The sequence below is a fragment of the Desulfomicrobium aestuarii genome, from assembly GCF_055385525.1.
Genome location: NZ_AP042427.1, coordinates 1,705,117 through 1,726,517, shown reverse-complemented (window position 1 = coordinate 1,726,517; position 21,401 = coordinate 1,705,117). Strand labels below are relative to the sequence as shown.

The 21,401-nt window shown below is 65.1% G+C and carries 22 protein-coding genes and 1 tRNA gene; 11 read left to right on the top strand and 12 right to left on the bottom strand.

Annotation, left to right across the window (positions count from 1 at the left end):
• The first annotated feature begins 66 nt into the window (after positions 1-66).
• The gene (gene lolA, locus ACZ5AC_RS07850; protein ID WP_464250391.1) at positions 67-717 is read left to right on the top strand and encodes an outer membrane lipoprotein periplasmic chaperone LolA; all 651 of its coding nucleotides are present in this window, start codon (positions 67-69) and stop codon (positions 715-717) included.
• Between the two features lie 49 nt (positions 718-766).
• Here the strand turns inward: lolA and ACZ5AC_RS07845 are convergent, their stop codons facing one another.
• Together ACZ5AC_RS07845 and ACZ5AC_RS07840 are read right to left on the bottom strand one after the other, a co-directional pair.
• A complete protein-coding gene (locus ACZ5AC_RS07845) occupies positions 767-1,507 on the bottom strand; it encodes a J domain-containing protein (protein WP_464250390.1) in 741 nt (246 codons plus the stop codon).
• The gene (locus ACZ5AC_RS07840; RefSeq protein ID WP_464250389.1) at positions 1,507-1,974 is read right to left on the bottom strand and encodes a YkgJ family cysteine cluster protein; all 468 of its coding nucleotides are present in this window, start codon (positions 1,972-1,974) and stop codon (positions 1,507-1,509) included. The genes ACZ5AC_RS07845 and ACZ5AC_RS07840 overlap by 1 nt, the downstream gene beginning before the upstream one ends.
• Positions 1,975-2,100: 126 nt before the next feature.
• On the opposite strand from ACZ5AC_RS07840, the gene mqnC reads away from it, so the two are divergent.
• From mqnC to ACZ5AC_RS07815, 5 genes are all read left to right on the top strand, one after another.
• Positions 2,101-3,138, top strand: coding sequence for a cyclic dehypoxanthinyl futalosine synthase (gene mqnC / locus ACZ5AC_RS07835; protein WP_464250388.1), 1,038 nt, complete (start codon positions 2,101-2,103; stop codon positions 3,136-3,138).
• A complete protein-coding gene (locus ACZ5AC_RS07830; RefSeq protein ID WP_464250387.1) occupies positions 3,135-4,358 on the top strand; it encodes a M24 family metallopeptidase in 1,224 nt (407 codons plus the stop codon). Before mqnC ends, ACZ5AC_RS07830 begins: the two co-directional genes overlap by 4 nt.
• A gap of 76 nt (positions 4,359-4,434) precedes the next feature.
• Complete coding sequence (locus tag ACZ5AC_RS07825; RefSeq protein WP_464250386.1) at positions 4,435-5,094, top strand: NYN domain-containing protein; 660 nt, start codon at positions 4,435-4,437, stop codon at positions 5,092-5,094.
• The gene (gene trhA / locus ACZ5AC_RS07820; protein ID WP_464250385.1) at positions 5,091-5,744 is read left to right on the top strand and encodes a PAQR family membrane homeostasis protein TrhA; all 654 of its coding nucleotides are present in this window, start codon (positions 5,091-5,093) and stop codon (positions 5,742-5,744) included. The genes ACZ5AC_RS07825 and trhA overlap by 4 nt, the downstream gene beginning before the upstream one ends.
• Positions 5,745-5,748: 4 nt before the next feature.
• Entirely contained in the window at positions 5,749-6,021 is a 273-nt protein-coding gene (locus ACZ5AC_RS07815) for a GIY-YIG nuclease family protein (RefSeq protein WP_464250384.1), read from the top strand.
• A 50-nt stretch (positions 6,022-6,071) separates the two neighbouring features.
• On the opposite strand, the gene ACZ5AC_RS07810 is transcribed toward ACZ5AC_RS07815, so the two are convergent.
• The 9 genes from ACZ5AC_RS07810 to ACZ5AC_RS07770 form a co-directional block, all read right to left on the bottom strand.
• Complete coding sequence (locus ACZ5AC_RS07810; RefSeq protein WP_464250383.1) at positions 6,072-7,271, bottom strand: glutaredoxin family protein; 1,200 nt, start codon at positions 7,269-7,271, stop codon at positions 6,072-6,074.
• A gap of 104 nt (positions 7,272-7,375) precedes the next feature.
• Positions 7,376-9,178, bottom strand: a complete 1,803-nt coding sequence (locus tag ACZ5AC_RS07805) for a protein-disulfide reductase DsbD family protein (RefSeq protein WP_464250382.1) — start codon at positions 9,176-9,178, stop codon at positions 7,376-7,378.
• Between the two features lie 200 nt (positions 9,179-9,378).
• On the bottom strand, positions 9,379-10,224 hold the full coding sequence (htpX, locus tag ACZ5AC_RS07800) for a zinc metalloprotease HtpX (protein ID WP_464250381.1): 846 nt from the start codon (positions 10,222-10,224) through the stop codon (positions 9,379-9,381).
• A gap of 205 nt (positions 10,225-10,429) precedes the next feature.
• Positions 10,430-12,232 (bottom strand): long-chain-fatty-acid--CoA ligase, encoded by a 1,803-nt coding sequence (locus tag ACZ5AC_RS07795; RefSeq protein ID WP_464250380.1) that lies wholly within the window; start codon positions 12,230-12,232, stop codon positions 10,430-10,432.
• A gap of 82 nt (positions 12,233-12,314) precedes the next feature.
• The gene (locus ACZ5AC_RS07790; RefSeq protein WP_464250379.1) at positions 12,315-13,490 is read right to left on the bottom strand and encodes a class I SAM-dependent RNA methyltransferase; all 1,176 of its coding nucleotides are present in this window, start codon (positions 13,488-13,490) and stop codon (positions 12,315-12,317) included.
• Positions 13,490-14,365, bottom strand: a complete 876-nt coding sequence (speB, locus tag ACZ5AC_RS07785) for an agmatinase (RefSeq protein WP_464250378.1) — start codon at positions 14,363-14,365, stop codon at positions 13,490-13,492. Before speB ends, ACZ5AC_RS07790 begins: the two co-directional genes overlap by 1 nt.
• A 58-nt stretch (positions 14,366-14,423) precedes the next feature.
• Positions 14,424-15,149: an SPOR domain-containing protein gene (locus ACZ5AC_RS07780; RefSeq protein ID WP_464250377.1), complete on the bottom strand. Its 726-nt coding sequence runs from the start codon at positions 15,147-15,149 to the stop codon at positions 14,424-14,426.
• 16 nt (positions 15,150-15,165) lie between these two features.
• Positions 15,166-16,821 carry an arginine--tRNA ligase gene (gene argS, locus ACZ5AC_RS07775; protein WP_464250376.1) on the bottom strand — a complete coding sequence of 552 codons (1,656 nt, stop codon included), beginning with the start codon at positions 16,819-16,821 and terminating at the stop codon, positions 15,166-15,168.
• A complete protein-coding gene (locus ACZ5AC_RS07770) occupies positions 16,818-17,756 on the bottom strand; it encodes an ACP S-malonyltransferase (RefSeq protein ID WP_464250375.1) in 939 nt (312 codons plus the stop codon). Before ACZ5AC_RS07770 ends, argS begins: the two co-directional genes overlap by 4 nt.
• Positions 17,757-17,882: 126 nt before the next feature.
• On the opposite strand from ACZ5AC_RS07770, the gene ACZ5AC_RS07765 reads away from it, so the two are divergent.
• Positions 17,883-18,530: a 16S rRNA (guanine(527)-N(7))-methyltransferase RsmG gene (locus ACZ5AC_RS07765; protein WP_464250374.1), complete on the top strand. Its 648-nt coding sequence runs from the start codon at positions 17,883-17,885 to the stop codon at positions 18,528-18,530.
• On the opposite strand, the gene ACZ5AC_RS07760 is transcribed toward ACZ5AC_RS07765, so the two are convergent.
• Positions 18,498-18,707, bottom strand: a complete 210-nt coding sequence (locus ACZ5AC_RS07760) for a hypothetical protein (RefSeq protein ID WP_464250373.1) — start codon at positions 18,705-18,707, stop codon at positions 18,498-18,500. The two genes, ACZ5AC_RS07765 and ACZ5AC_RS07760, sit on opposite strands and share 33 nt — an antisense overlap.
• 136 nt (positions 18,708-18,843) lie before the next feature.
• Between ACZ5AC_RS07760 and ACZ5AC_RS07755 the strand changes: the two genes are divergently transcribed.
• From ACZ5AC_RS07755 to ACZ5AC_RS07740, 4 genes are all read left to right on the top strand, one after another.
• Positions 18,844-18,929, top strand: a tRNA-Leu gene (locus tag ACZ5AC_RS07755).
• A gap of 239 nt (positions 18,930-19,168) precedes the next feature.
• A complete protein-coding gene (locus tag ACZ5AC_RS07750) occupies positions 19,169-20,371 on the top strand; it encodes a tyrosine-type recombinase/integrase (protein ID WP_464250372.1) in 1,203 nt (400 codons plus the stop codon).
• 104 nt (positions 20,372-20,475) lie between these two features.
• Positions 20,476-20,853, top strand: a complete 378-nt coding sequence (locus ACZ5AC_RS07745; protein ID WP_464250371.1) for a hypothetical protein — start codon at positions 20,476-20,478, stop codon at positions 20,851-20,853.
• Entirely contained in the window at positions 20,850-21,305 is a 456-nt protein-coding gene (locus tag ACZ5AC_RS07740; RefSeq protein ID WP_464250370.1) for a hypothetical protein, read from the top strand. Before ACZ5AC_RS07745 ends, ACZ5AC_RS07740 begins: the two co-directional genes overlap by 4 nt.
• The last annotated feature ends 96 nt before the right edge of the window (positions 21,306-21,401 follow it).

Here is a 21,401-nt window from a genome sequence, read left to right as displayed (position 1 = left end):
CTGGCGTAAAGGGAACATCCGATACGTGCAATGAACCGCAAAATCAACACAAACCGGGAGGTTCACGTGCCTCGACATATCTTGAACATTCTTTTCGCCCTGGCCATCGTGCTGGGCGGCGCCCTGGGCGCGCAGGCCGACGACCTGACGGACAGGATTCAGCAGCGCTACGATTCGCTGCAGTCCTTCCGCGGCTTTTTCCTGCAGAAGCTGACCAACGCCTCCAGCCGGGAGGTGCAGGAGCGCCTGGGCAACATCGCCTTCGCGCGGCCCCGATTCATCCGCTGGGAGACGACCAGCCCCGAGAACGAGCTGCTCATCATCGGCAAGGACACGGTCTGGGAATACTTCCCCGACGAGGAGACGGTCTACCGCTACACGGTGGAGCAGGTCCTGAGCTCCAAGACCATGATCCGCTTCCTGTCCGGCGAAGCCAACCTCAAGGACGATTTCAAGGTCCAGGACATGGGCATGGACGGCGAATTCCGCCACCTCAAGCTCATCCCCAAGGAGCCCGAGCCGAATCTGGTGGAGGGCGAGGTCTGGGTGCGGCCGGGTCAGGACATCATGGAGCGCATCAAGCTGGTGGATTTCTTCGGCAACGTGAACGAACTCGAACTGACGGGTCTGGAGCTCGACGTACCCGTGGACGAGAAGGAGTTCACCCTGGTCCCGCCCAAGGGGACGGAGATCATCGAAGGGCTGAAGGAAGAATGAGACAACGGGGCCCGGAGTTCGAACGAACTCCGGGCCCCTTCGGTTTTGTTCAGACGGCCAGGAAGCGCAGGTAGAGGTCGCCCCGCCACGGACCCAACCGGCGCCCCATCCCGCGCAGGCGGATGGGCCTGCCGACCACGAAGTCGGGGGGCAGGGTCACGTCGATGGTGCGCGGCTCCGGGCTGAATCGGTGTTTGATCTGCACGCGCAGGGTCGTGCCGGGGATGAGGGAGCGGGCGGGCATGCGCACGGTCTGGCTGTCGTCGAGCTGGCGCGCCGCCCAGTCCTTGACCGAGGCCACGAGCCCCCGGCCCAGATTGAAATTCAGGGCGCGCTCACCCCATTTCACCTTGAGGCTTTTCGTCCGGATGGGTTCGGCAGGTTCCGTGCCGGGCTCCATGCCGCGCTTGAGCCTGCTGAAGATGTCCTCGAAGACCTGCTTGGCGAAGGGGTCGTTCAGGATGTCCCGCAGCACCTCCTCCTGCCTGGCCGAGAACCCTCCGTAGGGGCGGCCGCCGCGCTTGATCTTGGCCTCCTCTTCCTGGCGGATGGTCTCGGCGCTGTAGCGCCGCCCGCCCTCGGCATCGCCCTCGGGCTCGGGACGTTCCAGGTTCTTCTTCAGCAGCACGTAGGCTTCGTTCAGACGGGTGAAACGCTGGGCCGCGCGCGCGTCGCCGGGGTTCAGGTCCGGATGGTACCTGAAGGCGAGGCGGCGGTAGCTGGCCTTGATCTCGTCGAGGGTCGCGCCGGGCGAAACCTCCAGCAGGGAATAGCACTCGGACAGGCGCATCAGCTCTCTTCCGTCTTCCCGCACAGATCGGCGACGCGCAGGGCGCCGGCCTCGTCCTCGCGGCCGCTCTTGGCCAGGCCGGTGTCTTGCACGTAGGCCAGGCCGACGCGAACGAACTCGGCATGCCCGCTCTCGGCCACGATGCCCGGGCAGTAGTCCTGGGCCAGCTCCCAGCTCACGGCGTCGGCCAGGTTGCCGCGGAAAAACGGCCAGGCGCGGCAGACGTCGGGTTTGGCCGGATGCACGGTGCAGGCCTTGTCGCGGTCGAAGAAGACGCAGTAGCCGTCGTCGCCGCAACGCAGGACCGTCTTCTTGCCCTGGGGCTCGGTGTAGCGCTCGCGGAACTGGGCGACGTCAAGGCCCAGGAATGCGGCCAGGCGTTCCTGTTCCGGGGCCGAAGCCACGATGCCTCCCCGGCCCTGGCAGCAGTGGCCGCACATGCGGCAGTCGAATACGGATATGGTCATGTTCGTTCCTCGCGTGGCCCCGACTTCAACCACAAGGGGCCGCCTTTGGCAAGGCCCGGCCCTTGACCTCTCGGCCCGCCCGGGGCTAGCACTTCGGCCAGCACAACGTCATCACAAGGATCGCCCATGAAAACCCGCATGCAACGAAGCGAAGCACGATACGTCTGGGACATGCACGACGTCTTCACCCTGGGGGAACTCGGCCACCGCCGGCGCATGGACATGCACCCGGAAGGGATCGTGACCTACATCGTCGACCGCAACATCAACTACACCAACGTCTGCGTCTCGGGCTGCAAGTTCTGCGCATTCTTCAAGGGCCCGGGCGACGAGGGCGGCTACGTCCTGTCCACGGACGAGATCCTGGCCAAGGTGCAGGAAACCGTGGATCTGGGCGGCTATCAGATTCTCCTGCAGGGCGGCATGAACCCCGACCTGCCCCTGGCCTGGTACGCGGACCTCCTGCGGGCTCTGAAGGCGAGTTTCCCGCAGGTGGCTGTGCACGGCTTCTCGCCTTCGGAAATTTTCTACCTGAGCGGCAGGGAGTCGCGCCCCGTGGCCGACATCCTGACGGAACTGCGCGCGGCCGGCCTCGACTCAATGCCCGGCGGCGGGGCCGAAATCCTGGTCGACGAGGTCAGAGACCGCGTCTCCCCGCGCAAGTGCTCGGCAGACCAGTGGCTCTCGGTCATGGAGACGGCCCACGGCCTGGGCATGCGCACCACGGCGACCATGATGTTCGGCCAGGGCGAGACCTTCGACCAGCGCATGGAGCACCTCGACCGCCTGCGAGACCTGCAGGACCGCACGGGCGGCTTCACGGCCTTCATCCCCTGGACCTTCCAGCCCCGCAACACGCGCATGCCGATGCCCGAGACCTCGTCCCACGAGTACCTCAAGTTCCTGGCCCTGTGCCGTCTCTATCTCGACAACATCGACAACATCCAGGCCTCCTGGGTCACGCAGGGGCCCATGGTCGGCCAGCTGGCCCTGATGTGGGGCGCCAACGACATGGGCTCGACCATGCTGGAGGAGAACGTCGTGGCGGCCACGGGCGTGCACTTCCGCCTGCCCGAGGCCGAACTGCGCACCCTGGTGCAGAAGGCCGGCTTCACCCCCCGGCGGCGGACCATGGACTACACCCTGTGCGAGGAGGTCGCGTGAGCTTTCTCTCCCTTGAGCAAATGCCCCTGTCCGAGGTGTCGGAGCGCACCGCGCGCCTGCGCCTGCACCTGAACACGCTGAACCCGGCCGCGTCCGGGATCCTCGTCTTTTCGCGGCTGGCGCTCTACCACCTGACCGGCGCCTGGGTCAGCGGCGTGCTGTGGGTGCCCATGGACGGCGAGGCCGTGCTGCTGTGCCGCAAGGGCATCGAGCGGGCGCAGCTCGACTCGCCCATGAGCCGCATCGTCGAGTTCAAGTCCTATTCCCAGTTGCCCGCGCTGCTGCAGGACGCGGGAGTTCCCATGGGCGACGAGGTGGCCGTCGAGATGTCGGGCCTGACCTGGTCCATGGGCGAACTGCTGCGCTCGAAGCTCCCCGGCGTGGTCCTGGTGCCCGGCGACACGGCCATGGCCTGGACCCGGGCCGTGAAGACGCCGTGGGAGCTGGCCAAGCTGCGCCTGGCCGGGGAGCGGCACGACAAGGCCCTGAACGACACCCTGCCGAACTTGATCCGCCCCGGCATGACCGAGCGCGAGATCGCCCTGGCCGTGTGGGACGCCTTCTACAGCCACGGCCACCAGGGCATGATGCGCATGCAGAACGCGGGCGAGGAGATTTTTCTGGGGCATGTGGCGGCCGGCGACTCGGCCAACTACCCGACGGTCTTCAACGGTCCCCTGGGCCTGCGCGGGGCGCACCCGGTCCTGCCGTTCCTGGGCTACGCCGGAAAGGTCTGGCAGCGCGGCGAGCCCCTGGCCCTGGACTGCGGCTTCTGCCTCGAGGGCTACCACACGGACAAGACCCAGGTGTACTGGGCCGAGGAGTCCGTCATCCCCGAGGAGGCCGACCGGGCCCAGGACTTTTGCCTTCAGATACAGGAGCACCTGGCCAGCCGGCTGGTCCCCGGGGCCGTGCCGGCGGTGCTATACCGCGACTGCATCCGCATCGCCCTGTCCAACGGGATGGGCGAGGGCTTCATGGGCCTGGGGCGCAACAAGGTCGGGTTCCTGGGCCACGGCATCGGCCTGGCCATCGACGAGTGGCCCGTCATCGCCCCGACCTTCGACCGTCCCCTGGAAGAGAACATGGTCCTGGCCCTGGAGCCCAAGATCGGCATCGCGGGGCTGGGCATGGTCGGCGTGGAGAACACCTTCGTGGTCACGCCGGAGGGCGGCAGATGCCTGACGGGCGAGCGCTTCGGGCCGACGTTCCCTGCCTAGGCGGGACTGGCGGCGGGGCCCGGATTGTGGCATGAATGGAAAATACGGATCGAAACACTCGTTCCATCGAGGAATAATGACCCCGAAACGCAAGCTCTGGCTCATCGACGCGAGCTACATGTTCAACGCCCGCCACAGCGTGCGCAGCGGCTACGAGTTCAGCTACCTGCGCCTGCGCCAGTACCTGGAGCAGGATGGCCCCATCTGGCGGGCCTACTACCTCAACTCCACGCCGAACCCGCCCTCGGACGGGCAGGACAATTTTCACCGCTGGCTGCGCAGCGGCCCGCCCATGGGGCCCAAGATCATCACCAAGTTCTACGGCCTCAAGCAGCAGCGGGCCGACAAGGCCTATTGCGAGGAGTGCGGGCAGAAGGTCTCCCTGCGCTGTCAGAACCAGAACGGCGAAACCACCCACCGGGTCTTCAACGAGATCCAGAAGGGCGTGGACGTGGGCATCGCCACCCTGTCCCTCATCCATCAGCGCAACTACGACACGCTGCTCCTGTCCTCTGGCGACTCCGACCTGCTCGACGCCGTGGAGCACCTCTCGGAGCAGGGCAAGACCATCGAACTCGCGGTTTTCCGCGACGGTGTATCCTCGGAGTTGCAGTGCAGGGCCGACCGCATTCACTGGATCAACGATTTCGCGACCGAAGTGGACAACGCAACCCGCGAGCAGGCGGCTGAGGGCGATAGCGCACAGTCCGGCGCGGCGGAGAGGAGGAACTCATGAGCGGCCTCGAGAAGTTCGTCTCGCAGTACACCATGGGCGAGGAGATCGCCAACAGCATCACTCACGCCGTGGCCACGGGGCTGTCCATCGCCGCCCTGGTGGTGCTCATCGTCTCGGCCGTGTCCCAGGGGGACGCCTGGCACGTGGTCAGCTTCTCCATCTTCGGGTCCACGCTGATCCTTCTCTACCTGGCCTCGACCCTGTACCACGCCATCCCGCTGCCGAGCGCCAAGCGCATCCTCAAGACCCTGGACCACAGCGCCATATTCCTGCTCATCGCCGGAACATACACGCCGTTCATGCTGGTCTCCATGCGCGGCACCACGGGGTGGGTCGTCTTCGCCGTGGTCTGGATTCTGGCCGTGGCCGGCGTGGTCCTCAAATGCTGCTGCGTGTACCGCTTCAAGCGCCTGTCCCTGAGCATCTATCTCGGCATGGGCTGGCTGTGCGTGTTGGTCATGCGCGACATGTACGCCTCCCTGCCGGGCACGAGCCTGACCTTGCTGGCCCTGGGCGGCCTGGCCTACACCCTGGGCGTGGTCTTCTACGTCTGGAAGCGCCTGCCCTACAGCCACGCCATCTGGCACCTCTTCGTCATCGCAGGGAGCACCCTGCATTTCTTCTCCGTGCTGCATACCCTCCCGGCCTGATCCCGTGGCCGACTGGTTCGTATACGTGCTGCGCTGCGGCGACGGCACCCTCTACACCGGCATCTCCACCGATGTGGCCCGCCGACTGTCCGAGCATGCCTCGGGCGGCCCCAGGGCCGCCCGATACCTGCGCGGCCGCGGCCCCCTGGAACTGGTTTTTTCCGCCCCGGCGGGCAGCAGGTCGCGGGCTCTTTCCCTTGAACTCTGGATGAAGAATCTCCCCCGCGACCGCAAGGAGGCCGTGGTCAGCGGCCGCCTGCCGTGGCCGAAGCCCTGAGCCGATCACCCGTTCCCCCCTGATCCCCGGACATCCCCGCTGCGGGAGCCCTACCCGAACATGAGCACCTGGGGCCTGAATATGAGCAGGGCCCCGATGAGGAGCATGAGCAATCCGCCCAGCAGGCGAGCATAGCGCACGTAGGTCGTGGTCGCGCCCGTGATCTCCAGGGTCAGCATGGCGGCGAAGAAGACGATGAGGTCGTCCAGCATGAAAACGAAGATGTAGAGGACGATGTAGGCGTAATACTTCCAGGTCGGCAGGGCGCTCAGGGAGAGAACCTGCGTGTAGATGGCCGGGAAGCCCGCCGAGCAGACGATCTCGACGAGGTTGACCATGAACGCCAGGAGCGAGATTCCGACCAAGGACAGCAGGAGGCTTTGCTGCCCGATGGCGTTTCGCAGGCGGACGCGGAACTGCCTGCGCCGTACGTCGTCGGTCATCTTGCAGCTTATCTCGGGGTTGAGAAAGGCGTCCGTGACGCTGTACACGCCTCCGGCAAGGGCGATGAGACCGATGGCGATCCTGACCCAGATCACGAGTCCGAAGAAGAGGATGATGTTGAGCCAGGCGGCCATGAACAGAAAATAGACGAAGGCGGAGGCGACGATGAAGACGGAGCCCAGAAGCCACATCCGCGCCCGGTTTCGCATGCCGAGCAAAAGGCCGATGAGGAAGATCAGGGCCCACATGGCGCAGGGGTTGAATCCGTCCAGAAAGCCCATGACCACGGTCAGCATGGGCAGAGAGAAGGAGCGTACGTCGATTTCTCCCGCCAGGGGGATCGTGATGACCCAGGTTTGCTCCGCGGGTCGGGCGGTCTGCGCAGAGCCCTGGACCGGGGGGGCTTTCTCACCCCCGAGGATTTGCCGCACGACGTCGGGGCAATGCCCGGGCAGGCATTTTGCGATCAGCGTCTTGATCATGTCCGGCGTGAAGTTCTCGTCGAACCCCACGACGTACTCGTCTCCGACCACGAGGAACGGCACGGCGGGGGGGTACGCTTCAAGGCGCTCGACAACCTTTTCGAGCAGGTCCATGTTTTCCTGGTTGAAATAGACTTCGTACCGCTCGATGCGCAGATTGCCGTAGCGGTTTTCATACTCCCGCAGGACCTTTTCCTCCTTGGCGCAGTGGGGGCAGCCCTGGCCGTAGAAGAAATGAATGGCAAAGGGGCTCGGCGCTGCCGATACAACGCACGCTGACGACAGGAGAACGAGGAGGAGAAAAAACGGACGCAATGCGTTCATGTTGCCCCGCCTGGGCCGTTTGACGGCCTTTTGCGGCAACATAGCACGCCGTGGGGCCGGGGGCTACGTTTTTGTTTCCGCCGGCACGAGTCCCGGATCGCGCTTCAGGGGCGCAGTTCCGCTTCCAGAGCCTCTTGGAGCTGCCCGCTGGTGAAGAGATCGCGCAGCACCAGGGGGCTTTCGGGACGTTCCTTGGGGAAGATGGCCAGGATTGGGATGGATTTGGAGCCCAGGCTTTCCAGGAGGGCCATGAGCTCAGGGTCGTGGCGGGTCAGGTCCACGCGCAGCAGCGTTGCCTTGAAATCCTTGGCGATGCGGACGCTGTTCTCGGGTTTGAGGACCGTCTTTTCAAGAAACTTGCAGTTGGGGCACCAGTCGGCGGTGAAGTCGAGGATCAGGTTTTCCTGCCCGAGTCGGCTCTGGAACCGGGACATCTCAAAGTTCTGCCAGGGGTCCTGCTGGGCGGTCGGGCGGAAGAGGAGGAGCGAGACGGTGGCCACGAGGGCCAGGCAGGCGGAACGGATGGCCCATCTGCGCAGCCTCGACTGATTCAGGTTGGTGAGCTTCCCCCAAGTCCACGCGGCCACGGCGATGGTCCACAGGAGGATGAGCACGTTCAGGTACGCGGAAGTCGGCAGCAGCCCGAAGAGGTAGACGCAGGTGCCCGCCAGGAGGAAGCCGAGAAGGCGTTCCAGGTGCACCGTCCAGCCCCCCGGCCTGGGCAGGAAGCGGTACAGGCCGGGCATGAGGGCCATGGCCAGGTAGGGCGAGGCCATGCCGAGGCCGATGCAGCTCAGGACCAGGGCGATGATTTTCGGCGGCTGGATGAGGGCCCAGGCCAGGACCCCACCCAGGAACGGCCCGCTGCAGGGCGTGGCCAGGACGGTCGCCAGGACGCCGGTGGTGAAGGACTCGAGCTTGGGGTGGTGCTTGACCCCGGTGGCCTTGCCCTTGAGGTCGATGAGGGGCAGGTCGTAGACGCCGAACAGGCTTAAGGAAAGGGCGAAGACGATGGCCGTCAGGGTGATGATGGCCGAGGGCTGCTGGAATATCTGCCCCCAGGCGATGCCCGTGGCGGCGATGATGCCGGCCAGGATCAGGAAATAGAGCATCATGCCCAGGGCGAAGAAGAGGTTGTGGGCGCGGAAGGCCTGCCGCTGCTGCGCGGGCATGCCGGATGCGGCCGGGATGAAGGAGCGCAGCTTCAGGGTGATGACGGGCAGCACACACGGCATGAAATTGAGGATCAGCCCGGCCAGGAATGCCAGGCCCGCCGCCTTGGACAGGGTGTGGACTTCAAGGCCCGGAGCGAAATAGCGCGGGCTGAAGGACACGGCAGGCTTCGGCGTCTCGGCGTCAGCAGGTGTTTCGACGGCAGTCTCGGGCAGCGACTCGGCGGCTCCGGGAGTGGACAGCAGGTATCGGGGCCACCACGGCTGGTCCTCGGCCCGGGGCAGTCCGGCCGGGTCCGTCACCGCGAGTTCCAGGTCCTCCCGCAGGGGCTGGCAGGTGGTGGCCGAACAGAGCAGGGCGTTCAGGCGGGCCGTCAATCTGGCCGGCGCCTTGGTCATGGGCAGGAAAAAGGGGGTCGGCCCGTTGTAGAGTTCCACGGTCAGGCTCGGGTCGATGGGGTCGGGCCCGGGTTCGGCCGGCGGGTAGAGGGCATTCAGGTCGGCGCCGTCGGCCTGGGCTGTCACGGTGGTAGGGAAGCCCGAAGGCCCCTGGACGTTGCCGTAGGCATGCCACTCGGGGGCGGGGGTGAGCGTCACCACGCCGAGCACCGGGGCTGCGGGGTCGTCGGTGCGGAAGGCCTGCAGGGAGACTTCGTAAGGCCCGGCGGCGCCCGCGGGGGCGGCGAGGTTCAGGACTGCCAGACAGAGCAGGATGAATGCGGCGCGTAGTGTCATGGTTGGGCACGGGTGGCTGAACGTTGTGGCCGAATGCCCCTTTTAGGTGCTTCGGTGGATGGAGGCAAGCGGGGAAAGGCGATTCGGGAGGCGCATCGGCCGGGAAGACTTCCCCGTGTTCACGGGAGACTGAGCAACGGTCAACTGGAAAAAGCCCCTCCGGCGGGACGACGCCGGAGGGGCCTGAAATGACGATGCGGTTACATGGCCATGAGCCGGGCCACGCGGTCCTCGGTGGACGGGTGGGTCGAGAAGAGGCTGGCCAGCCTGGACGCGGTCAGGGGGTTGACGATGAACATGTGCGAGGTGGCCGGGGTGGCCTCCTGCATGGGCACCATGGTCGCGGCCTGCTGCAGCTTCGTCAGGGCGCTGGCCAGGGCCTTGGGCTTGCCGCAGAGCTTCGCCCCGCCCTCGTCGGCCATGAACTCGCGCGAGCGGGACACGGCCATCTGGATGAGCATGGCCGCGATGGGCGCGATGATGGCCATGGCCAGGGCGCCGAAGATGCCGCCCCCGCCCTCCTCGTCGTCGCTGCGGCCCATGCCGAAGATGGCCGCCCACTGCAGCATGTTGCCGAGCATGGCGATGGCGCCGGCGATGGTCGCGGCGATGGTCGAAATCAGGGTGTCGCGGTTCATGACGTGGGTCAGCTCGTGGGCCATGACGCCTTCAAGCTCGTCGCGCGAGAGGATGCGCATGATGCCCGTGGTCGCGGCCACGGCGGCGTTCTGCGGGTTGCGGCCCGTGGCGAAGGCGTTGGGCGTGTCCGAGGGGATGACGTAGACCTTGGGCATGGGCATGTTCGCCTTGCGCGCGAGGTTCTCGACGATGCCGTAGAAGTCCGGGCTCTCGGCGCGGGTCACCTCGCGGGCGTTGTACATCTTCAGGACGATCTTGTCCGAGTTCCAGTAGGCGAAGAAGTTCATGCCGCCGGCGATGAGGAAGGCGATGATCATGCCGGTCTTGCCGCCGATGGCGCCGCCCATGGCGACCAGCAGGACGGTGAGCATGGTCAGCAGAAGCGTGGTCTTTATCTGGTTCATCAAATCTCTCCTGTTGAGCCGCGGATAATGAAAAAGACCTTTATCCGCGGCGATGCTGGGATAAAGGTCTTGCTGATCTCGACGGTTGTCGGATTCCCGGGTCCGGGCTTGTGCGCCGTACTGACGAACCGCGGGTCGGTGCGGGACATCCCGCGACCGATAGCTACTCCCCTTTGCGTGGTGAAAATAAGGACCGCTCTCGGGGGTGTCAAGAGGACGGCTTGTCGCCTTTCTTCTTCTTTTTGGCCCGCTTGTCCTTCTTCGAAGGCTCCCCGTTCCCGTCGGCGCTCATCTCCATGTCGGGCTCGAACTCGTCGGCGTCGTGCCCCTTGCGCTCCTCCTCCTCGCGGATGACCCGGCGCAGGACCTTGCCGACGATGCTCTTGGGCAGGTCGTCGCGGAACTCGACCTGTTTTGGCACCTTGTAGTTGGCCAGCTTTTCGCGGCAGAAGGCCAGGACGTCGGTCTTGCTCAGGCTGTGGCCCTCGCGCAGGACGATGTAGGCCTTGATGATCTCGCCGCGCGTGGGGTGCGTGATGCCGACGCTGACGGCCTCCTTGACGGCCGGGTGCTCGTGCAGGACCTCGTCGATCTCGCGCGGGTAGACGTTGTAGCCGCCGGTGATGATCAGGTCCTTCTTGCGGTCGACGATGAAGAAATAGCCGTCCTCGTCCATGTAGGCGATGTCGCCGGTGTAGAGCCAGCCATTCCTGAGCACCGATGCCGTCTCGTCGGGCCGCTTCCAGTAGCCCTGCATGACCTGCGGCCCGCGGATGACCAGCTCGCCGATCTTGCCCACGGGCAGGGGCAGGGAGCCGACCTCCATGTCGACGATGGCCGCGTCCGTGTCCGGGAAGGGCAGCCCGATGGAGCCGTTCTTGCTGTTGCCGCGCAGGGGGTTCAGGTGCGTGATGGGCGAGGCCTCGGTCAGGCCGAACCCCTCGACGATGTTGGCGCCGTTGGTCAGGCTGTTGAACTTCTCCATGATGGGCACGGGCATGGGCGCCGAGCCGGAGATGCAGTAGCGCACCGAGGACAGGTCGTACTTCTCCAGATTCTTCTGCTGCAGCAGGGCGATGAAGATGGACGGCGCGCAGGGGAAGATGGTCGGCCGCTTCTTGTGGATGGTCTTCAGCACGTCCAGGGGCACGAACTTGGCCATGGGCACGAGGGTCGCGCCGATGAGGGTGCCGAAATTGACGCAGACCGTCAGCCCGTAGATGTGGAAGAAAGGCAGCAGGCCCAGGATCGTCTCGCCCGTCTCCTTGATGGTGTGCAGCACGGCCTTGGCCTGCTGGGCGTTGTAGCAGAGGTTGGCGTGGGTCAGCATGACGCCCTTGGACACGCCCGTGGTGCCGCCGGTGTACTGCAGGGCGGCCAGGTCCTTCACGGGGTCCACGGGGTGCGGGTCCTGGATGGCCGTGCGCTTCAGGAGGCCCTTCCAGGGCAGGACCGTTTGTCCGTCGTAGGGGATCGGTTCGAGCTTGTACTCGCGCCGGGATTTCAGCGTGTAGAGGAAATTCAGGGGGAAGCTCAGGCAGTCGGCGATGGAGGTGACGAAGATGCGCCTGAGGTGCAGCTTGTCGCGCAGGCCGCTTATGCGCTTCCAGAGCAGGTTCAGGGTGATGAGGGTCCTGGCTTCGGAGTCGTTGAAGTGGTGGACCAGCTCCTTCTCCATGTACAGGGGGTTGGTCATGACGACCACGGCCCCGAGCTTGAGGCAGGCCCAGTAGGTGATGACCGTCTGGGGGCAGTTGGGCAGCATGATGGCCACCCGCTCGCCGGGCTGGATGCCGGCCTTCTTCAGGTTGGCGCTGCACAGGTCCACCAGGCGCTTGAGCTTCTTGAACGTGACGGTCCAGTTGTTGAAGACGATGGCCGGCCGGTCGGGATGGTTGACGGCGGCGCGTTCCAGGACCTCATAGAGGGGGATGATTTCGTAGTCCAGGTTCGGACTGACTTCCTGATCGTAATGCTTGAGCCAGATTCTGTTGATGCCCTCTGCGATCATGGACCCTCCATGCAATGTGATGTGAGCAAAATCTCCTACAGGTCCGCGCCCTTCGGCGCAAGTCCCCGAAGCGGCAGCGGCTTCAGGGGCGGTCCAGGACCATGAGCACCTCCATGTGCCAGGTGCCGGGGAACATGTCGAAGAGGCGCAGGGACGAGAGGCGCCAGCCGGCGTCCAGCAGGGGCTTCGCGTCGCGGATGGTGTTGACCACGTCGCAGGACACCCAGACCAGCCGCTTCAGGCTCCCGATGCCCGCGAGGGTCTGCCCCACGCCCTTGGCGCCCGTCCGGGGCGGGTCGAGGATGGCGGCCCGGGGGGCGAAGTCGCGCACGGTCTTCCATGGGGCCGGCTTGGAGAGGTTGGCGGCGCGGAACCGGACCGAGGCGAGGCCGAGCCTTGCGGCGTTGCGCGTTCCGGTGTCCACGGCCTCGGCCGAGCCTTCCACGGCCAGGACCGTCCGTCCCAGGCTGGCCAGGGGCAAGGCGAAATTGCCGGCGCCGGAGAAGAGGTCGGCGATGCGGTCGAAGCCTTCGAGAGCGTCGACGGCGGCGCGCACCAGAAGTTGGTTCAGCTCCCAGTTGGCCTGGAAGAAGGTGGATGGCGGCAGTTCCAGGGTCAGTCCGAAGTCCGGGAAGGAGAAGGGCAGGAGGAGCGAGTCGCGCTCCGTGGCGGCCTGGCCCGTTTCTGGGCTGGCCGCGATGGTGAAGCGGCCGTCGGGCAGGTCGGCGGCCAGGGCGGGCATGGCCGCGGCCAGGGGATCGGCCAGGAGATGGCAGTCCGTCAGGGGCACGAGGTCGTTGCTGGCGTGGGCCATGGCATGGGGCCGGCCGCCGCGGACATGGATCTGGCCTCGCCAGCGGTAGCGCCAGCCCCGGGGGCTCGCAACCACGCCGATCTCCGGCAGCGCCGCGCCGTGGCTGCGGCCCAGGGCGCGGCTCAGCGCGTCGCGCAGGATGTCGGTCTTGAGGGCGAGGCCCGTTTCCGGGCTGACCATGCCGAAGCGCGAGCCGCCGCACAGGGCGGCGTGGGGGCAGGGATGGACGCCGCGCAGGGGCGATGGCTCCGTGACGCGCACGGCCTCGGCCTGCAGGAAATCCTTGGAGGCCTTGATCACCCGGGCATCGACGACCTCGCCGGGCAGCACGCCCGGCTCGAGCATGACCACCTGCCCCGACTCCAGGCGCGCCAGGCCCCGGCCGCGCCAGAGCAGCTTCTCGACCCGCAGGGCCGGGAGATCTTGGCCGTTTGCGGGCGCCATCATCCCTGCCCGAGCCAGCTGACGAGGATGCGCTGGATGAGCTTGACCGCTGCCGTCTCCGAAACCTGCGAGCCGTGGACGGGCGAGAGCTCGACCATGTCCATGCCGACCAGGCGCGGGCCCATGCCGTCGAGCCAGAGCTCCTTCCAGAAGCGGCTCATCCAGGCGTAGGCGATGCCGCCGGGCTCGGGCGTGCCCGTGCCGGGGATGACGCTCGGGTCCATGCCGTCCACGTCGAAGGACAGGTAGATGGGGCGCTCGCCGACGAAGGCGCGCACGCGCTCGGCCGCCTCGCACGGCGAGGGCAGGTCCCAGGCGAACATGGTCATGAGTTCCGACTTGGGCTGGGCGCGCATGAAGTCGCGCTGGTCACGGCACAGGGAGCGGATGCCGAGCTGGACCAGGGGGATGGAGAGCTGCCGGGCGCGGGCCATGATGCAGGCGTGGGAGTAGGGCGTGTCGCCGTAGCTCTCGCGCAGGTCGGCGTGGGCGTCGACGTGCAGGATGACCAGGTCCGGGTGGGCGGCCTTGTAGAATTCGAACAGGGGCAGGGGGATCGAGTGCTCTCCGCCGAGGGTCAGGATGAAGTCGCGGCGGGCGTCGAACTCCTCCAGCCGCCGGCGCATGACCCCATGCAGGGCCTCGGGGCCGCCCTTGGGCGGGTCCACGGGGGCCAGGGGCGTGAAGTGGGCCAGGTCCGTCAGGTCCAGGTCCAGCTCGGCGTCGTAGGACTCGATCTGCACGCTGGCCCGAAACAGGGCCTCGGGCCCCAGGCGCGTGCCCGTGCCGTAGCTGACCGTGCCCTCGTAGGGAACGGGCAGCACGAAAATGTTCCGGCCCTGAGCGGGGCCGAGATCGAAAAATTCATCGTACATGGGGATCTCCGTCGAAAGACGGGCGGGCCTTTGGATGGTCGGGCCCGCCCGGAGTGATTTACAGCGGTGTGCGCGAGCGCAGCAGAATGTTGTCGATGCCCTTGGCCTTGAGCTGTTCCTTGAGGCCCACGGCCGAGTCCACGGTGCCCTGGTGATGCACGTAGACCCGGAACCACGTCTTGCCCTCGTGCTCGGCCTGCACCACGGTGGTCTTGAACCCCGAGAGGTCGCGCTTCTTCAGGAAGGTCTGGGCCTGCTCCATGCTGACCAGGGCCGCGACCTGATAGTTGAAGACGAAGACCTCGCCCTTGGCGTTTTCGGTCGCGGTCTGGGAAGCCTGGGGCGCGACCTGGCCGGCCACTTGGGCAGCCGACTGCAGGGCGGCCTCGATGGCGGACTGCGGCTTGACGGCCGCAGCCGTCGCCGTGGTCGCGTTCTGGGGCTTGGGCGCGGCCGCAGCCTTGGGCGGCGCCGGCGGCGCCGGCGGCACGGAGCTCGGCCCCTGCTTCAGCTTTTCGAAGAATTCCAGCTCCTCGCTCTTCAGCACTTCCTCGTTCTTTTCCGTCAGCAGCGGGAAGTCTTCGGGGAGTACCTGGCGGGCCATGTCCATGGCCATCTTCTCGGGCTGGTGCCCGCGGCCGACGATGACCCCCAGGATGAAGGACCAGGCCATGCCGATGACGACCAGCACGGCCAGGGACATGAAGCCCGTCAGGCCGAGCTGGAACGTGAACCCCTTGGAGTCCTTTCCTTTTTTTGCTGTGCTCGTCTTGCGTGTGATCATGGTTCCCTGGATGCGGCTACATGCGTTCCGGGGCATGCACCCCCAGCAGGTCGAGGCCGCTCGCGATCACGCCGGCCACGGCGCGGAAGAGGAGGATGCGGGCCCGCAGCAGGTCCTGGTCCTCGCCGGAGAGGATGTGGTGCACGGTATAATACCGGTGCAGCAGCCCGGCAAGCTCCATCAGGTAATGGCTGACGTGGTGGGGCGAGAGGGTGCGGGCGGCCAGCTCCATGGTGTCCTCGAAGGCGTCCAGGGCCTTGAACAGGGCCTTGTCCTCGGGCGTGGTCAGGAGGGCCATCAGCTCGCGCGACGGTTCGGGCAGTTCCACACCCTGCTCGGCGGCCTTGCGCAGCAGGGAGCTGATGCGGGCGTGGGCGTACTGCACGTAATAGACGGGGTTGTCCATGGACTGCTGCTTGACCATGTCCAGGTCGAAGTCCAGGTGCGAGTCGCTCTTGCGCGACAGGAAGATGAAGCGCGCCGCGTCCACGCCAACCTCGGCGCAGACGTCGGCCAGGGTCTCGAACTTGCCGGCGCGGGTGGACATGGCGATCTGCTCGCCGCCCTGGATCAGGTTGACGAGCTGAATGAGGATGACCTGCAGGGCCTCGCGGTCCTTGCCCATGGCCTCGATGGCCGCCTTCATGCGCGGCACGTAGCCGTGGTGGTCGGCGCCCCAGACGTCGACCATGAGGTCGAAGCCGCGGCCGATCTTGTTGTCGTGGTAGGCGATGTCCGAGGCGAAATAGGTCAGCAGGCCGTCGGACTTGCGCAGCACGCGGTCCTTGTCGTCGCCGAACTCCGTGGTGCGGAACCACAGGGCGCCGTCCTGCTCGTAGGCGCGGCCCTCGGCCAGCAGGCGGTTCAGGGTCGCCTCGACCTGGCCGCCGTCGACCAGACTCTTCTCCGAGAACCAGTGCTGATGCTCGACGCGGAAGTCGACGAGATCCTTCTTGATGCCGTCGAGGATGTCCTTCATGCCGCGCTCGTAGCACAGGTCAAGGGCCTCCTCCTCGGGCAGGTCCAGCAGGGCCCGGCCCTTTTCGGCCAGCAGGGCCGCGGAGATGTCCTTGATGTAGTCGCCGCGGTAGCAGTCCTCGGGGAACGGGATCTCGATGCCGCAGGCCTGCTGGTAGCGGACCCACACGGCCAGTCCCAGAAGGCGCATCTGACGGCCGGCGTCGTTCAGGTAGTACTCGGTCTCGACCTCGTGGCCCGTGAAGCGCAGGATGCGCGTCAGGCTGTCGCCCACTGCGGCGCCGCGGCCGTGTCCAATGTGCAGGGGGCCCGTGGGGTTGGCCGAGACGTACTCGACCTGCACGCGACGGCCCTTGCCCACGTCGACGCGGCCGAAATTCGACCCGTTTTCCAGGGCGGTCAGGGCCACGTCCTGCCAGAAGGCGGGCTTGAAGGTGAAGTTGATGAAGCCGGGGCCGGCGATGTCGATGCCCTCGATCTCGGGGCAGGCGGCCAGCAGTTCGGCCTTGATGCCTTCGGCCAGGGCGCGCGGGTTCTGGCCCTTCTCCTTGGGCATGACCATGGCGATGTTGGTGGCCATGTCGCCGTGCTGTTCGCTCTTGGGTGCCTCGATGGTCGTCTTGGCGGGCAGTTCGAAGCCCTTGGAGGCCATGAAGGCGGTCAGTTTTTCGAAAATGTAGTTTTTGGCTTTCATGCCAGGGTCTCCTCGATGGCGGCCGACTGTTCGATGGTGCTCACGGCCAGGGTCTTGACCCCGTCCCGGTCCTTCAGGATCTGCGAAATCATGCGCGAAAGGGCGCCCTTGGGGCCCAGTTCGATGAAGGCGCGCATGCCGTCGGCGTACTGGTTCTCGATGGTCTGGGTCCAGAGCACGGAAGAGGTCATCTGTTTTTTCATGACCTCTTTCAGGGCCGCGCCGGAGGGCTCGGGCCTGGCCGTGACGTTCAGGTAGACGGGGATCTTCGGGTCCCGCCAGTCCAGCTTATCCATGTATCTGGACAGCTCGGCGCCGGGCTCGCTCATGTAGGGCGAGTGGAAGGCGTTGCTGACCGGCAGGGTCATGGCGCGGCCCTTGAGAGGCTTGGTCCCGGCGCAGACGTGGTCCACGGCCTGGGCGTGCCCGCTGACCACGAACTGGCCCGGGGTGTTGTAGTTGGCGATGCGGATCTCCTGGCCCGTGGCCGCGGCGGCGGCTGCCACCAAGGATTCCACCTGGGCCTGTTCCAGCTTGAGGATGGCGGCCATGGCGCCGTCCTGGTTGGCGGCCTCGTCCATGAGCCTGCCGCGCAGGCAGACCAGTTCGAGGAGCTGGTCCTCGGGCAGGACCTGGGCCGCGCACAGGGCCGAGTATTCGCCCAGGCTGTGCCCGGCGGCACCAGCGGGGCTGAGTCTTTCGGCCAGGAAGCGCCAGAGGTTGATGTTGACAACGGTCAGAGCGGGCTGCAGATTCCGCGTCGCCGCCATGGCGCTTTCGTCGCCGTCCCAGTATATTTCGCGCAGGGGAAGGCCGCTTTGGCGTTCCGCCTTTTTCCACAGTTCCATGGCCTCGGCGGAGTGCTCGGCCAGATCACGGCCCATGCCGGGTTCCTGGGAGCCCTGGCCGGGAAAAACGATGCTTACCATATTCATTGTTCCTCCAGTCAAAAAACTGTGCTGCTTGTATCCGCAGCACCCCAGCAGGTAAAGGGGGAAATCCCCCGCCGGGCCGAGCCGCGGCCACGGGGGGGCAAAGATCCGAAACGGACAGGGCAGATCATGAACGAAACTCTCGACGCGGCCCGGGTGGCCGCCGCCTCAGCTCGGCTCGGCCGCGCTCTGACGGACGACCAGGCGGGCCTCTTGGCCGTGTACCTCGGCCTGCTGGTCAAATGGAACAGCCGCATGAATCTCGTCGGCCCGGCCACTTGGCAGGAAATCCTGGAGACGCTGATCCAGGACTCCTGGCATCTGGCCGACCTGCTGCAGACCATCGAGCCCCAGCCGGCCGAAACCCTGGACCTCGGCGCCGGGGCGGGTCTGCCGGGCATCCCGCTGCGCGTCTTTTGGACAGCCGGGGACTACTGGCTGGTGGAGCCGAGGCAGAAGCGCGCGCTGTTCATGGAGCAGGCCGCAGCGCACATGCGCCTGCCGCGCACCCGTGTCCTCTGCGCCCGCATGGAGGCCCTGCCACAGGCCCGCCGCCAGGCCGGGCTCATCGTCAGCCGCGCCTTCATGCCGTGGAAAAAGCTGCTGGCCGAGGTCCGCGGCTACCTCGCCCCCGGCGGCCGTGTGCTGGTCATGAGCAACGAGGCCACGGGCGAGACCGTCGAGGGCTTCGCCCTGGACGTCGAGAAGGACTATGCCGTGGCGGGAAAGACGCGCTGGTTCCGGCTATTTCGTCTTGTCGGGGAAGACTTCCGATAGGTGCGGCATGAGGAGCTTCGTGGCCACCTTGTCGACCTCCTCGGCCAGGTCCATGAAGCGTTCGAGGTATTCGAGGATCTCGATCTTGCGGTCCTCGTCGGAGTAGCCGTAATCCTCCTCCAGGCGGCCGGAGGTCAGGTATTCTTCGAATTCGTTCAGGAATTTTTCGCTCAGCATGTCATCCTCGGATCAGACGTGTAGTGACCGGCCCTGTCTGCCACAACACCCCGCCGCGGTCAAAGCCCGACAGCCCGGACTTCCCCAAGAATCCGGTTGACTTTGCCATGCCCCTTCACTAATTGAGTCACCTCACGCCGGAGTGGTGGAATGGTAGACGCAGTGGACTCAAAATCCACCGAGGGCAACCTCTTGCGAGTTCGAGTCTCGCCTCCGGTACCATATAAAAGTCCGACAGGATCCGTTCTGTAAAAAAGGGCAATAAAATCAAGGGATAGTCTGAGGGCGCATAGTCCGAGGAAGTCCCTTTTGCCCGTTTGGGCCTTTGACATCCATCTATTTTTTGCATACCCGGTTTGTATACGGGGCGCGGACGACGTGTTTCGTATGCAAGAAATCTCCGAAATCCAGAAATGACGGGCCTTCCCGTAAATCATTTTGAGCCACGGAGCGTATGCAAGATGCCGTTGACTGATACCAAGATCAGGAACGCCAGGGCGAAGGAAAAAGACCTGCTTATCGTTGACCACAACGGGCTATATCTCGCGGTCAAGAAGAACGGCTCAAAGCTCTGGCGCTATCGCAAGATGATGAAGGGCAAAACCATCCTGCTCTCCATCGGCTCCTACCCCGAAATTTCCCTGGCCGACGCCCGCGCGACTTGCTTGGAGTACAACAAGCTCGTTGCCCAGGGCATTCACCCCCGCAAAGAACTTGACGCGCCCACCGGCGATGCTTTCGAGCCCTTGGCCCGTGAGTGGCATGAAAAGCATCAAGTAAAGTGGGGCGAAGTCCACCGCGCGAAGATCCTTCGCCGTCTCGAAAAAGACATCTTCCCCTTTCTCGGTGATAAGCCCATCAACTCCATCCAGCCGCAGGACATCCTGCGCGTTCTCAGGATCATGGAGAACAGGGGCGCAACCGACCTTGCCCACAGGATGCACCAAGTCATTGGCCAAGTTTTCCGCTACGCCGTGGCGACCGGCAGGGCCGAGCGGGACAACTCCGCCGACCTGAAAGGCGCTCTCACACCAGTGCGCCACAAGCATCACGCCAGTCTGACAGATCCCAAAGACATCGCGCAACTTCTCCGGGCCATCGAGGGCTACCAGGGCTCTCATGTCGTCCGGTGCGCGCTGCGCCTGTCTCCGCTCCTGTTCGTTCGTCCTGGCGAACTTCGCCACGCGGAATGGGCGGAAGTCGACATCAAGGGCAGGGAATGGCGGATACCGGGCGAGAAGATGAAGATGAAGGTGCAGCACATCGTGCCCTTGGCGAAGCAGGCCATCGCCATCATCGAGGATCTGCGCCCCCTGACCGGCAACGGCAAGTACCTCTTCCCGGGCAGGGTGTCGGCCCGGCCAATGTCGGAAAACACGATCAACGCTGCCCTGCGCTATCTGGGGTATGATACGAGACAACAGCAGTGCGCCCACGGTTTCAGATCCATGGCCAGCACGCTATTGAATGAGCAGGGGTGGAACCGTGACGCCATCGAGCGACAGCTCGCGCACGCGGAAAGGGACGGTGTGCGGGCGGCCTACAATTTCGCGCAGTACCTGCCCGAGCGCAGGAAGATGATGCAGGCATGGGCGGACTTTCTCGACAAACTGAGGGACGGTGCGCAGGTCATTCCGTTGCACCACGCAGCGGGAGAGAAATAATTTCCGACTTTGGCCACGGTGGCCAGGACGAAATCAAAGCGGCCCGGGCAGGTGCTGGCACACCGGTCCCGGGCCTACCACAACGAACCGAAGGGAGGTTCATCATGGCTATTCGCGAAGTATTGAACGACAGCGGCGAAGGCAAGTCCATCGACTACACAAATCTGACCTGGGATAAGGGCATCATGGACGTGTTTTCCGAAGCAACTGAGCCGATCCAGGCTTTCGTGGAGATCCTTGGAGGTGTAGACGGACAATTCGTCCCGGACGAAGGGCACCCGGTCCTTTGCGTCAAGGTCTTGGAGGTATTGCTTGACCATCAGCGCCGCGTCATGGCCCAGGCGGTTGAGTGCGTTGACGGGCAGGTGGGGAAGGTCATCTTGAACGCCCACAACCACAGCCAGGAGAACCGCGAGGAAGGGATTGCTGGGCAGTATTGCCGGGCGCGCATCATCGAGCAGAAGCGGGAGGCGCAGTCATGATGGAAGATTATGAAAAAAGGCTCATCGAAGGGACTTGCAGAAAGTCCGTTCGTGCCGTCTATTCTGCTGGCCGAGAGTTGGGGCTGACCGAGGAACAAATCAAGGCTCTTGTCGAAAGTATCAAGGAATCGTGCAAGAAATACGAGGCTGAAATTACAGAAGTTCAGATCAACAAGCGCGGAAACTACCATTGGACACAAGGTGAGCTCGAGGTTTTGCGTAAGACCAAGTTCGCAATACGGGAGCGGATACAGATTGACCTAAGTCAGGCAGGGGCAGGCCACGAACTAAGCTGGATTGCTTGGCGTTCAGTTCAGCAGGCTTGGCTCTCCATTTATGAAGCCGGCCGCTATCGGAAGCCCGAAGAGAAGACAGCGCGACAGTTGACCAATGAGCGCAGGGCGCAGGTCATAGACATCACACCCCGCTTTCAGAATTATCTGAGTAGATGACTCTTTTTCCAGGGCCTAGGCCGGGAGTAATTGCCCCGTCCGAAAAGCGCATGACCTGCCCCGGTTGCGCCTGGCCCTGGATCTTCACAACGGGGC

Excerpts from the sequence above, each read along its gene's own strand:
- ACZ5AC_RS07845 (WP_464250390.1), bottom strand. The coding sequence starts at position 1,507 with ATGCGCCTGTCCGAGTGCTATTCCCTGCTGGAGGTTTCGCCCGGCGCG.
- ACZ5AC_RS07840 (WP_464250389.1), bottom strand. The coding sequence starts at position 1,974 with ATGACCATATCCGTATTCGACTGCCGCATGTGCGGCCACTGCTGCCAG.
- mqnC (WP_464250388.1), top strand. The coding sequence starts at position 2,101 with ATGAAAACCCGCATGCAACGAAGCGAAGCACGATACGTCTGGGACATG.
- ACZ5AC_RS07825 (WP_464250386.1), top strand. The coding sequence starts at position 4,435 with ATGACCCCGAAACGCAAGCTCTGGCTCATCGACGCGAGCTACATGTTC.
- trhA (WP_464250385.1), top strand. The coding sequence starts at position 5,091 with ATGAGCGGCCTCGAGAAGTTCGTCTCGCAGTACACCATGGGCGAGGAG.
- ACZ5AC_RS07810 (WP_464250383.1), bottom strand. The coding sequence starts at position 7,271 with ATGAACGCATTGCGTCCGTTTTTTCTCCTCCTCGTTCTCCTGTCGTCA.
- ACZ5AC_RS07805 (WP_464250382.1), bottom strand. The coding sequence starts at position 9,178 with ATGACACTACGCGCCGCATTCATCCTGCTCTGTCTGGCAGTCCTGAAC.
- ACZ5AC_RS07795 (WP_464250380.1), bottom strand. The coding sequence starts at position 12,232 with ATGATCGCAGAGGGCATCAACAGAATCTGGCTCAAGCATTACGATCAG.
- ACZ5AC_RS07790 (WP_464250379.1), bottom strand. The coding sequence starts at position 13,490 with ATGGCGCCCGCAAACGGCCAAGATCTCCCGGCCCTGCGGGTCGAGAAG.
- speB (WP_464250378.1), bottom strand. The coding sequence starts at position 14,365 with ATGTACGATGAATTTTTCGATCTCGGCCCCGCTCAGGGCCGGAACATT.
- ACZ5AC_RS07780 (WP_464250377.1), bottom strand. The coding sequence starts at position 15,149 with ATGATCACACGCAAGACGAGCACAGCAAAAAAAGGAAAGGACTCCAAG.
- argS (WP_464250376.1), bottom strand. The coding sequence starts at position 16,821 with ATGAAAGCCAAAAACTACATTTTCGAAAAACTGACCGCCTTCATGGCC.
- ACZ5AC_RS07770 (WP_464250375.1), bottom strand. The coding sequence starts at position 17,756 with ATGAATATGGTAAGCATCGTTTTTCCCGGCCAGGGCTCCCAGGAACCC.
- ACZ5AC_RS07765 (WP_464250374.1), top strand. The coding sequence starts at position 17,883 with ATGAACGAAACTCTCGACGCGGCCCGGGTGGCCGCCGCCTCAGCTCGG.
- ACZ5AC_RS07760 (WP_464250373.1), bottom strand. The coding sequence starts at position 18,707 with ATGCTGAGCGAAAAATTCCTGAACGAATTCGAAGAATACCTGACCTCC.
- ACZ5AC_RS07750 (WP_464250372.1), top strand. The coding sequence starts at position 19,169 with ATGCCGTTGACTGATACCAAGATCAGGAACGCCAGGGCGAAGGAAAAA.
- ACZ5AC_RS07745 (WP_464250371.1), top strand. The coding sequence starts at position 20,476 with ATGGCTATTCGCGAAGTATTGAACGACAGCGGCGAAGGCAAGTCCATC.
- ACZ5AC_RS07740 (WP_464250370.1), top strand. The coding sequence starts at position 20,850 with ATGATGGAAGATTATGAAAAAAGGCTCATCGAAGGGACTTGCAGAAAG.